The following is an 11,310-nucleotide window of genomic DNA, read 5'->3' on the forward strand; positions in this document are numbered from 1 at the left end:
GGCTTGCTACTTGACAAGTAATAGAATAGCACGCAAACCGTAGGGAGTCAAAAGGGAATTTAAGGAAGGGAGTTGTTTGGAGATGAATGTACTCATCATATATGCACATCCTAATCCATCTAGTTTCAATGCATCCATTTTAGAAAATGTGCAAAAAGGACTTCAAAAAACGAATCATTCTGTTACATTACTTGACCTTTATAAGGAGCAATTTGACCCAGTTCTTATTTTTAATGAAGATAAGAGAAGACGGGATTTAGTATATGAAGAAGAAACAGAGAGATACAGAAATTTGGTCAAAGAAGCAGACTCTTTTATTTTTATCTATCCCATATGGTGGTGGGGTATGCCTGCTATTTTAAAGGGGTTTATTGATCGTGTTTTTGTAGCAGGATTTGCTTATAAGTATGAAGGAGCATTGCCAAAAGGATTACTTACAGGAAAAAAAGCATGGGTGATTAATACGCTGGATTCACCACTATGGTATGTGGCATTATTATATCGCTCCGCTGATTGGATCATTATGCGAAAGGGTATTTTACGATTTTGCGGTATACGTCAAATCAAACGGTCTGTCTTTCAGTCTGTCAAAACAAGTAAAGTAACAAAACGTGAAAAGTGGCTTTTGAACATACGAGAGAAGGCTGGACAGCTATGAGCGAAGTAGAAAGAATAATGAAATGTTGTCATCGAGAAGATGAATTGTTTCGTAAGTATATAGCTTGTTTACTCCAATTGAAACATCATAGTGAGGTTTCTCAAAAAATGTATCAAAAATTAAAAGCAGATTATTTAATAAGGGGAATTTGTGAACGGGAAGTTGATGGAATCATTAAGGAAAGTAAAGAGTACAAATTGTATGATTTACCGAAAGTATTGAAGTGGGATTTCATACGAAATAATCCCCAAATAATTGAAGAGGTTTGTACGGTGGTATTTACATTTAGAAGATTACATCTTCCCTATGAAGAATGGGGAGATGTAATAAGATGTATAGAAAAAAGTTTATGATCTTCATCGTTATTATGTAAAAAAGCTAGTATAAAACTAGCTTTTTTATAAGTTTAAATTTAGATGAAAAGGAAACATGCACCGATAACTAAGCCTGCATAAAGTAAGTTAATGACACAAAATCCCATAATATCGCGAGCACCTAATCCTGCAATCGCTAAAGCAGGTAATGCCCAGAACGGTTGTATTAAGTTCGTCCAAGCGTCTCCCCATGCAATTGCCATTGCGGTTTTAGCAGCCGGTACACCAAGCTCAGCACCAGCAGGGATCATAATAGGAGCTTGCACAGCCCATTGACCGCCTCCGGAAGGTACGAAGATGTTAACAATCCCTGCACTTAAAAATGTAAATAGAGGAAAAGTAGTTTCATTAGAAATACTAATGAAGAAATTTGAAATGGCTCCCCCAAGTGAAAGCCCTTCGCTGTTTGCTCCAATCATCATTCCCATGATTCCTGCGTAAAACGGAAATTGGAGTAAGATTCCAGAAGCGCTTTTTGTTGAATCTGAAAAGGCACGAATATATTGGATAGGTGTGCGATGAAAAATAAGACCAGCAATCAGCAATATAAAAATAACAATATCGAGTGTGAGATTAAATCCTTTTGTACTAAAGTAATGAAATATATAGATGAGTCCTAATAGACCAACGCAAAGAGTGATCCAAATGCTATTTTCCATTTTCTCAGCAAATGTGCGAGGCTCTATTTCTTGAGCAGCAGCTTCTTCTTGAAATACGCTTGGATCAACTGTAATCGTATGATTTTCATCAGGGTGCATTGCCTTATTGATAAGCGGCATAGTTACTAGAAAGATGAGTACAGGAACAATCGCATAAGGTGAAAATAATGTTTCGGTTATAGGAATTGCTTCCTTTATACTTCCAGCGGTTGTTTTGATTAACGTTTCTCCTCCGGATGCTAGTGTAAGTGGAATGGAGGCGGAAAGGCCCGCATGCCAAATAAGGAATCCGGAATAAGAAGAAGCGATTGCCAGTCGATAATCTAAATTTTTTATATGTTTTGCAACTTCCTTTGCATATAAAACGGATACAACAATGCCAAATCCCCAGTTTATGTATGCACCAAGTAAACTAACAATAGAAATAGCGATAATACCTTGTCCGCTTGTTTTTGGTAATTGTGCAGCTTTTGCTAAGCCTTTGCGAATGAGCGGGGCATTAGCTAATGCAGAACCTGTCACGAGTACAAGTGCCATTTGCATGGCGAAGGCTAAAAGTCCCCAAATACCATTTCCCCAATGGGCAATCATCTCTACTGGTGATTGGTGCGTGGCAAACATACCGAAGAAGATAACAAAAATCGTTAATAGGCAGGATAAAATAAAGGGCTCCGGTAAAAAGCGCTGCACAAGGGCAACACAGCCATTTGTAAAAGAACGAAACAAAGAAATCAACCTCCTTAAGTTTATTTTTATATATATTCGTTATAATCAAGGAAATAACCTCTATTAAACTGAAGATTCAGATAAATAATAAAAGAAGAAAAGCTTTCACTCTTGTGAAAGCTTTTCTAAATGTTTGGCGATCTGTACATACATAGTGGAATAAGTAGCATGAACCTCATTGCTAGGATTCGCATTTGATGAAAAATGTACAATCACCATATTTGCTGTTGGATCAATATAGAGGCATTGTCCGTAACTTCCTAATACTTCAAAGGCGCCCTGTTCATTATGAGGAATCCACCATTGATTATGATAAGAAATAGGTGCACCTTGTCCGATTGCTAATTCGTCTTCTTGCACGTTCTTTACATTTTCTGAAATAGAGGAAGGGAGAACTTGCACTTCATTATAGCGGCCGTTATTTAAAACTAATTGACCAAACTTAGCCATGTCTCTTGCAGTCGCGTTTAAACCAGCGCTTGCTTGTTCAACTCCAGTTTCATCTGTTACATAGTACGCATTTTCTTCCATACCTATTTTGGACCAAATTCTCTCGCTTACATTTTCTGCTAACGATTTACCGGTGATAGTCCGTATAATCCAGCCGAGTGTTTCAGATGAACCGTTATTATAAGAAAACGCAGTTCCAGGTGGTGCTGTTTCTTTTGCTTCTCGTAACATATCATAAATTTTCATTGGACCATCATAGTTTTTACCACGAGGAAGAATATTACTAGCTAAATATAATTGTGCATCTTGATTTTCTAATCCTTGCTGCATATATCCATGTGTAGGATATTCAGCAGAAACTTGCATGTCCATTAATTGTTGAATGGTTGCTTTTCCGAATGGCGTGTTTCGTAATTCTTTTACGTATGTTTCGGCAGTTGTTTGTACATTGATAAGTCCTTCATCGATTAACGATTGTATAAGTGCACCAGTAAACACTTTTGCTAAAGAAGCCATTCCGTGAGGTTCATTTTGCTTATAGCCATTGAAATACTGTTCATAAACAAGTTTTCCGTTATGCACGACGACAAATGCATCTGTTTTATTTTCATCTAATAGTTTCTTTAGAGGAACATTTCCTCCATTTTCTTTTTGAACAGAAAAATCATCTAAGTTTTGTGCTGCAATAGGGAATGACGCTACTTGCATAGGGTTGTTTTTTACTTCATTTGTTAACGCTAGTTCCTTCATATGTGTATATGACCAGCGTAAATAAGGATCTTGTAACCAGTTTTCTTTTGTCACGCTCTCTTTAGAAGGAGAGACTTTATTTTGCTTGAAAAATGCAAATCCAAGACCAGTTACGATAAACAATAGTGTAAGTATAATGAATAAAAGGGGAGATTTTTTTAAGTTCATCTATGTACCTCCTTGTTATTTCTACAGTAAGTATACGCTCGTTTTCTTAGAAATACAAAATAAGGAAAGTAAACAGAGGAGTTTACTTTCCTTATTAACATTAGGCTGATAATTTTCCGTCTGTGCGTTGCTTTTTGAACTTTTGTTTTCTGCCATGCAGGAAGTAATAAATAAGTAATGTAAACGCAACGATAATGGCAGCAACGAAATACATATTATGATAGCTTGATTGTGCAGCTACGATACCAAGTACAAAGGAACCGAAACCAATACCGCTATCAAAGAATGAAAAATAAGTAGCTGTTGCTGAGCCGCGGCGATGGTTTGGAGCTGCGGAAATAGCAATCGTTTGGAAACTTGGAATTAATGTTCCATAGCCTAAACCAATTAATACACCAGCGCCTAAGAACCAAAACGACGTTTGTGCTTGGCTTAAGATGAACATTCCGATTGTAAACACAATAATCGAAGGATAAACAAGTATATTTTCACCGAAACGATCAAATATCTTTCCTGTAAATGGACGAGAAAGAACAACAACGAGTGCGTAAACGATAAAGAAGTAACTTGCAACTTCCTCTACACCAATTTCTTTTGCGTAAATAGGAATAAAAGATAGTATGCCACTATAAGAAAATGCTAACACAAATCCTGTAAGAGCAATTGGAACGGAAGCGGGTTCAATTAAATCTTTCCATTTCATCCGTTCACGTTTTTGTTTACTTACTGGCTTTTCATGTGGAATATTGACGAGTAAACCTAATAGAAATGCTAGTAATGAAAATATAGAGCAAACGATAAATAGAATAGTAAATGAAAAGTGCGAAATAATTGTTAAACCTAAAAAAGGACCGATTACCATCGGCAAACTCATAAATACACCAAAATAGGCAAGTGCTTCACCGCGGCGATGAGGCGGTGCGACATCTGTGACAATTGTACCTGTAGCTGTTGTTGCCATTCCAAATCCAATCCCATGAAGGAAACGAAGGGCTAGTAATAAAAACAAACTTTGTGCACCGAAATACATGACGGTAGCTGCTAAAAATAACGAAAGAGAAATAAATAAGATTTTCTTTCTTCCTAAATCATCAAGCCACTTCCCGGTAAACGGACGGCATAGGACAGAAGAAATAAGGAATACTGTTGCGACTAAACCAATTTCTTCTGGTTTTCCTTTCAATCCGTCTATTACGTAAACGGGCAAGGTGGTCATAAGCATGTAAAACGTTAAAAAGAGAAACAGACTACTAAAACATGTTCCGAGGAAGTCCTTCGTCCAAAGTCTCTCACTTTGCATCGTCATCCCTCCAATTAATCATCTAAATTTTTAATAATGGTTTGTAGTACTTGAAACGCTCGTTGCAAGTCATCTTCATTAATATCTTGCAACGTTTTTTCTTCAAAAGTATCAACTTCTTCTTGCCATACAGGAATCATTTCTAATGCTGTTTCTGATAATGAAATGAGCTTTTCACGGCGATCTTTTCCTTCTGTTCGAATAATCCAGCCCATTGTTTCCATACGTGTTAATGTACGAGTCATTGTTGGAGATTCAACATTTAAATACTGGCATAATTCAGTTTGTGTACACGGACCGGTTTGATTGATGCGGAAAATGACAGCCCACTGTGCACTAAATAAACCTGTTGGTGATACACGTTCATTAAATTTTTTCGTAAACTTTCGAGAAGTTTGACTGACAATGTGAAAAAAGTGCTGTTTTTCGTCCATGAGCGTAATCCTTTCAAATTAGTTACCTAGCTAACTATATACCTGTTTACTAGAATTGTCTAGTGATAGGCATGTTGTTTTATGTAAAAATTTTGTATTGTTTTTGTGTTGAGAACGTATATTCTGCATGATATGCTAAGGGGAGTTAAGTTTAGAATTTTCTTTCTATTAAAAATGAATGGGGGAGCGTGTGATGATTAAGCCTGCAACAATGGAGTTTGTTTCGTTATCAAATGGAGAGACAATTGCATATCAAAGAGTTGGGAGGCAAAATAAAGAAACACTTGTACTGATTCATGGAAATATGACATCTTCACAGCATTGGGATTTAGTCATTGAGAAACTACAGGATGAATATCATATTTATGCTATTGATTTAAGAGGATTCGGGAAATCGACATATAATAAGCCAATAGATTCATTGCAAGATTTTGCAGGAGATGTAAAGCTATTTATAGATGAACTACAACTGAAAAAATTTTCATTGATGGGCTGGTCAATGGGTGGTGGTGTTGCGATGGAGTTTGCAGCGTGTCATCCAGAATTTGTAGAGAATTTGATTTTGGTTGAATCAGTTGGAATGAAAGGCTATCCTATTTTCAAAAAAGATATAAATGGTCAACCTATCGCATCAACTTTATTAAAAACAAAAGAAGAGATTGCACAAGACCCTGTTCAAATTGCTCCTGTATTAGATGCAATTAAAAATATGAACAAGCTATATTATCGAACAGTCTGGGATTTATTGATTTATACACACAATAAACCAGAGCCAAAGCGTTATGAAAAATATTTAGATGATATGTTAACGCAGCGTAATTTTGTCGATGTAAATTATTCCTTAATTACATTTAATATTTCAGATGAACACAATGGAGTTGTACCTGGAAATGGGCATATCCACCGTTTGAAAATGCCGATACTCGTTGTACAAGGAGATCGTGATTACGTGGTTCCGCAAGTGGTGGGGGAAGAATTAGCAAAACATCTCCCGAATGCGGAGTTAATCATATTAGAGGATTGTGGGCATTCACCATTTATTGATTGTTTAGATGTGTTTACGAAGCAAGTTACAGATTGGTTAGGGAAATAGCACACTCCAAAAGGTGCAAATATTACATATACTATTTGTATCTAAAGGAGGGGTTTGCAATGAATGTTTTTGTACAAAGAATACATGAGCCTTCTCTTATATTTCATTCATCGTCTAGTAGCCATCCTTATTCAAAAGTATTTATTCATCCTATTTATATGCAATCTTTTAATGTGCCTTCTGTTCCATATCAGCAAGTGCAGTATATACCAAGTGCTCCTGCGCATCATTTTTCTTATGGGCCTATTTTATATGGAAGTCCTTTCTTTAAACATTTTAACCATATTGTAAAAGCGCAAGTTTGGGAGGGATAAAGGGTTGGAAGAGAAGTCTTCTAACCCTTTTTATATTTATATACTGAATATAGATGTAGATTATCTCGCATTCACAGACAATATGATTGATGAATTCGAATCGTGAAGGGGGAATAAAAAATCTCCCATTGATTAAAGTTTCACTTTATAATAAAAATTGGTGGGCTTAAAAAGGGAGAGAAGAAGATGTCAACACGGTTTACATTTTGGATTATGGTTGGAATTGTTGCGATTTCTGGTCTGTCACAAGGGATGCTTCTACCAGCAATCGCAATGATTTTTGAGCAAGAGGGAGTTCGTTCTAGTTTTAATGGAATTCATGCAACGGCGTTATACATTGGGATTTTATTTATTTCTCCATGGCTTGAAAAACCGATGCAGCGGTTTGGGATGAAACCGATTATTGTAATTGGCGGTTTTCTCGTTATTATTTCATTATTCTTTTTTACACAAACCTTTTCATTTTGGGCATGGTTTATTCTACGCTTTTTAGTTGGTGTAGGAGATCATATGTTACATGTCGGAACACAAACATGGATTACAACGACATCTGATCCTAGTAAAATAGGAAGACAAGTATCTATATATGGGGTCTTTTTTGGCATTGGTTTTGCTGTAGGGCCATACTTGGCTAGCACTGTTCAATATGGTCTTGCAACGCCATTTATTGTATCGACAATTCTTTGTTTAATTGGATGGCTTCTGCTATTGCCAACTAAAAACGCCTTTCCAGAACAGGATAGCGCAGGAAAAGAGAATGAATCGTCGCTTTCTCGTTACAAACAAGTATTTGTTTTAGCTTGGATTGCACTTATGGGACCTTTAGCATACGGCGTACTAGAAGCAATGTTAAATAGTAATTTACCTGTATATGCACTTCGAAAAGGATGGTCTGTCGCTGATGTATCCTTCTTATTACCTGCATTTGCAATCGGGGGAATTATTACGCAAATCCCGCTTGGTATATTAAGTGATAAGTATGGACGAGATCGCATTTTAACATGGACATTCAGCATCAGTACAATCGTTTTCTTATTTGCAGCAGTGTTTGACGAGTATTATTGGATCGTGTTCGGTTGTATGCTCTTAGCGGGTATGGTAATCGGCTCATGTTTCTCATTAGGGCTTGGCTTTATGACGGATTTATTACCAAGACACTTACTGCCAGCTGGGAATATATTATCAGGAATTGCCTTTAGTATAGGAAGTATTATGGGGCCTGTATTAGGAGGTATATTTATAGAGAAAATACAGTATACAAGCCTTTTTATAGCGGTTATGATGATAATGGCAATTATTGCACTTTTGTATATCGCATATATGAAAAGTCAATTCGCATCAAGAAAAATAGAAAGTAGGTTAGGGCATGACAAAACAACCTAATAAGAAAAAATTTGAAGTACAAGAGAATGAAACCATTACAGATTGCTTAGCGCGTATGGAACAAGAAGGATACGTACCATCGCGTCGCATGGAAGAGCCGATTTTTCATGAAGTGAAGAAAGATGGGAAAACAGTTGTAGAACCGTGCGGAAGAAGAATTGTTTTTGAAGGAAAGTTGAAGTAAGGAGAGGGGTCTTGTGAAAGGCCTCTTTTTTTATAAGTAGTAAAACAGTTACTAGTTTTTGATAAAATATAAAATAGAGGTGATTGTCTTGAATATGGATGTAAAAATGGAACAAGTATGTTTAATTGAAGACCATCTTAATGAGCTTTCAGAGCTTTTAAGAAAGGTCGTAGAAGATGGGGCTTCGATTGGATTTTTACCACCCATGGAAAAAGTAGATGCAGAGAATTATTGGGAAACTGTTCTTAGCCCCGAAGTGATTTTATTAGTTGCTACATGTAACAATCAAATTGCTGGAAGTGTACAGTTACAATTATCAACGAAGCAGAATGGAAGCCATAGGGCTGAAATCGCAAAATTAATGACACACCCCGATTATCGACGTAATGGTATTGGTCGTTTACTGATGCAAAAGGCTGAAGAAATAGCAGAGCAGAAGGATCGCTCATTATTAGTTCTTGATACAAGAGAAGGGGACCCTTCTAATAAACTATATACTTCATTAGGTTATATTCAAGCTGGGCGGATTCCTAATTATGCGAAATCTGCGAATGGTGAATTAGCAGCTACTATCTTCTACTATAAAAATAACAATTTTACTAGGGACGTTTGAAAAAGAGTTTAAAGATATACTTCTTAGATCAGATGCCAGAGATATGCAGAGAAGGGATAGATTAATCACTATCCCTTCCTCTTAATTTCACTATTTAATTCCATTGGTTGAAGAAAGGTGTTGTCTGTTTTTATAGAGTGTCTTCGTCGCTTTTGTACTCCAAAATATCACCTGGCTGACAATCCAAAGTCTTACATATCGCTTCTAATGTTGAAAAACGAACAGCTTTTGCTTTCCCATTTTTCAGAATGGAAAGATTCGCCATCGTAATCCCAACCTTCTCGGAAAGCTCCGTTACGCTCATTTTTCGTTTTGCTAACATCACATCAATATTAATAATAATTGCCATATCCTCCACCTCAGACCGTTAAATCATTTTCTGATTTTATATGAATAGCTTCTTGTAAAAGTCTTTGGAGAACAGCAGCAAAAACGGCAATCACCATAGAGGAGAAAATAATGACCGATCCGATTGGTATGAAACTTGGAGGGTCAACTTTTGCCGCCATGAGATAGTAGAGTGGCATACCTAGCAAGTACAAAGTACTGATCGTGATGGCACAGTATTTTATATTCTTTAAAGCCTTTACCGATAATTCTGAGAACGCTTGGTTCTTATCAATATAGCTTAAAAGTGTAAAAGCTTGATACAGTGCAAAGTAAAAAGGTATCGCTGCCGCGTACATATCGATTAAAACGAGAGGTTTCATATAAGCAATATTTGGATACAATTCTCCAGCAAAATCCCCGATCTTAGGTACCAAAAATATGCACAATGCAAGAACTAGGATTCCTATAAAAAAAATAGCTAGCTTTAAAAAAAGTGTCGTAACTTGTTTCACAAAAAGCACCTCGCTTATTTAATAACAACATGATTTTATCATAGGGTTTATCGTTTTACAATAAAATTTTATTGTTTTATTATTGTTATTTTTATTGGGATATGCTTTTTAATTATGTTTCAAAAAATGTTCAATATTTCACAAATTATTTTCCGAATTTTACGTTATGATTAAAGAGTAATGAGGATAAAACGCTTACATTTGGCGCGATAATGAATCATAACAGATAGAAAAAATTTGTGAAATGAACCTAAAATCGAAAAGGGGAGACCACATATGAAAGCAGTAGTAGTAAATAAAAACAGCAAAGCAAACGTTGAAGTTATTGAAAAAGAATTACGCCCGTTACGCTCAGGGGAAGCATTAGTAGATGTAGAGTATTGTGGAGTTTGCCACACCGATGTACACGTTGCGAACCATGATTTTGGTAATACAGATGGCCGCATCCTTGGGCATGAGGGTATAGGTATTGTAACGAAAATTGCTGATGATGTTACTTCACTTAAGATTGGTGACCGTGTAAGTATCGCATGGATGTTCCAATCTTGTGGACGTTGTGAGTATTGCGTAACTGGTAGAGAAACATTCTGTCGTGAAGTTAAGAATGCTGGTTATACAGTTGATGGTGGCATGGCTGAACAATGTATTGTTACTGCTGATTATGCGGTAAAAGTACCAGAAGAATTAGATCCTGCTCAAGCATCATCAATCACATGTGCAGGTGTAACTACATATAAAGCTATTAAAGTATCAGACATTAAACCTGGTCAACCAATCGTAATCTACGGTTGTGGTGGATTAGGGAACCTTGCTATCCAATATGCTAAGAATGTGTTTGGTGCAAAGGTAGTTGCAGTAGATATTAATGACGACAAATTGGCACTAGCTAAAGAGGTTGGCGCTGATATGACTATCAATCCAATAACGCAAGGGCCTGCTGATAAGATTGTTCAAGAAGTGTTTGGTGGAGCTTATGCTGCTGTAGTAACAGCGGTTTCTAAAGTAGCCTTCAACTCAGCGGTTGATGCAGTACGTGCTTGCGGTAAAGTAGTTGCGGTAGGTTTACCAGTAGAAACGATGGATTTAAACATTCCAAGACTTGTACTAGATGGAATTGAAGTAGTTGGTTCTCTAGTTGGTACACGTAAGGACCTAGAAGAAGCATTTATGTTCGGTGCAGAAGGGAAAGTAGTGCCAGTTGTTCAAACTTGCTCACTAGATAAAGTACAAGATGTATTTGAAGAAATGGAACAAGGTAAGATTCAAGGTCGTATGGTAATCGATTTTAAACAGCACAAGTGTAATTTCTAGTGAAAATATATAAAGAAAAAGAACATCTTGTTTATGAACTGCACCCCAATT

14 protein-coding genes are annotated in these 11,310 nt (G+C 36.6%); 8 read left to right on the forward strand and 6 right to left on the reverse strand.

Annotated features, from left to right (window positions below):
* Positions 1 to 82: 82 nt before the first annotated feature.
* Both CN373_RS23800 and CN373_RS23805 read left to right on the forward strand, forming a co-directional pair.
* Positions 83 to 658 carry an NAD(P)H-dependent oxidoreductase gene (locus CN373_RS23800; protein ID WP_002057091.1) on the forward strand — a complete coding sequence of 192 codons (576 nt, stop codon included), beginning with the start codon at positions 83 to 85 and terminating at the stop codon, positions 656 to 658.
* Positions 655 to 1,011, forward strand: coding sequence for a hypothetical protein (locus CN373_RS23805; RefSeq protein ID WP_000005507.1), 357 nt, complete (start codon positions 655 to 657; stop codon positions 1,009 to 1,011). Before CN373_RS23800 ends, CN373_RS23805 begins: the two co-directional genes overlap by 4 nt.
* A 59-nt stretch (positions 1,012 to 1,070) precedes the next feature.
* On the opposite strand, the gene CN373_RS23810 is transcribed toward CN373_RS23805, so the two are convergent.
* The 4 genes from CN373_RS23810 to CN373_RS23825 all read right to left on the reverse strand — a co-directional run bounded on the left by CN373_RS23810 (position 1,071) and on the right by CN373_RS23825 (position 5,519).
* The gene (locus CN373_RS23810; RefSeq protein ID WP_000489996.1) at positions 1,071 to 2,417 is read right to left on the reverse strand and encodes a short-chain fatty acid transporter; all 1,347 of its coding nucleotides are present in this window, start codon (positions 2,415 to 2,417) and stop codon (positions 1,071 to 1,073) included.
* 105 nt (positions 2,418 to 2,522) lie between these two features.
* Positions 2,523 to 3,785, reverse strand: a complete 1,263-nt coding sequence (locus tag CN373_RS23815; protein WP_001049624.1) for a serine hydrolase domain-containing protein — start codon at positions 3,783 to 3,785, stop codon at positions 2,523 to 2,525.
* A gap of 100 nt (positions 3,786 to 3,885) precedes the next feature.
* Positions 3,886 to 5,085 (reverse strand): MFS transporter, encoded by a 1,200-nt coding sequence (locus CN373_RS23820; RefSeq protein WP_098360302.1) that lies wholly within the window; start codon positions 5,083 to 5,085, stop codon positions 3,886 to 3,888.
* A 14-nt stretch (positions 5,086 to 5,099) separates the two neighbouring features.
* Positions 5,100 to 5,519, reverse strand: a complete 420-nt coding sequence (locus CN373_RS23825) for a MarR family winged helix-turn-helix transcriptional regulator (protein WP_000343669.1) — start codon at positions 5,517 to 5,519, stop codon at positions 5,100 to 5,102.
* A 178-nt stretch (positions 5,520 to 5,697) separates the two neighbouring features.
* Here CN373_RS23825 and phaZ point away from each other — a divergent pair, with 178 nt between their 5' ends.
* The 5 genes from phaZ (at position 5,698) to CN373_RS23850 (ending at position 9,106) form a co-directional block, all read left to right on the forward strand.
* Positions 5,698 to 6,612 (forward strand): intracellular short-chain-length polyhydroxyalkanoate depolymerase, encoded by a 915-nt coding sequence (gene phaZ / locus CN373_RS23830; protein WP_165770995.1) that lies wholly within the window; start codon positions 5,698 to 5,700, stop codon positions 6,610 to 6,612.
* Positions 6,613 to 6,671: 59 nt separating this feature from the next.
* On the forward strand, positions 6,672 to 6,926 hold the full coding sequence (locus tag CN373_RS23835; protein ID WP_001100486.1) for a hypothetical protein: 255 nt from the start codon (positions 6,672 to 6,674) through the stop codon (positions 6,924 to 6,926).
* A gap of 186 nt (positions 6,927 to 7,112) precedes the next feature.
* A complete protein-coding gene (locus tag CN373_RS23840; RefSeq protein WP_000107466.1) occupies positions 7,113 to 8,309 on the forward strand; it encodes an MFS transporter in 1,197 nt (398 codons plus the stop codon).
* Positions 8,293 to 8,493, forward strand: coding sequence for an NETI motif-containing protein (locus CN373_RS23845; RefSeq protein WP_000166308.1), 201 nt, complete (start codon positions 8,293 to 8,295; stop codon positions 8,491 to 8,493). Before CN373_RS23840 ends, CN373_RS23845 begins: the two co-directional genes overlap by 17 nt.
* Positions 8,494 to 8,587: 94 nt before the next feature.
* The gene (locus CN373_RS23850; protein ID WP_165770719.1) at positions 8,588 to 9,106 is read left to right on the forward strand and encodes a GNAT family N-acetyltransferase; all 519 of its coding nucleotides are present in this window, start codon (positions 8,588 to 8,590) and stop codon (positions 9,104 to 9,106) included.
* Between the two features lie 130 nt (positions 9,107 to 9,236).
* Here CN373_RS23850 and CN373_RS23855 read toward each other — a convergent pair whose 3' ends face one another.
* The gene (locus tag CN373_RS23855) at positions 9,237 to 9,455 is read right to left on the reverse strand and encodes a helix-turn-helix domain-containing protein (protein ID WP_098360305.1); all 219 of its coding nucleotides are present in this window, start codon (positions 9,453 to 9,455) and stop codon (positions 9,237 to 9,239) included.
* A 10-nt stretch (positions 9,456 to 9,465) separates the two neighbouring features.
* The gene (locus tag CN373_RS23860) at positions 9,466 to 9,948 is read right to left on the reverse strand and encodes a DUF2975 domain-containing protein (protein WP_098360306.1); all 483 of its coding nucleotides are present in this window, start codon (positions 9,946 to 9,948) and stop codon (positions 9,466 to 9,468) included.
* Between the two features lie 276 nt (positions 9,949 to 10,224).
* Between CN373_RS23860 and adhP the strand changes: the two genes are divergently transcribed.
* Positions 10,225 to 11,259: an alcohol dehydrogenase AdhP gene (gene adhP / locus CN373_RS23865; RefSeq protein ID WP_098360307.1), complete on the forward strand. Its 1,035-nt coding sequence runs from the start codon at positions 10,225 to 10,227 to the stop codon at positions 11,257 to 11,259.
* The last annotated feature ends 51 nt before the right edge of the window (positions 11,260 to 11,310 follow it).

It is taken from the genome of Bacillus cereus (assembly GCF_002561295.1).
Classification (GTDB): domain Bacteria; phylum Bacillota; class Bacilli; order Bacillales; family Bacillaceae_G; genus Bacillus_A; species Bacillus_A cereus_S.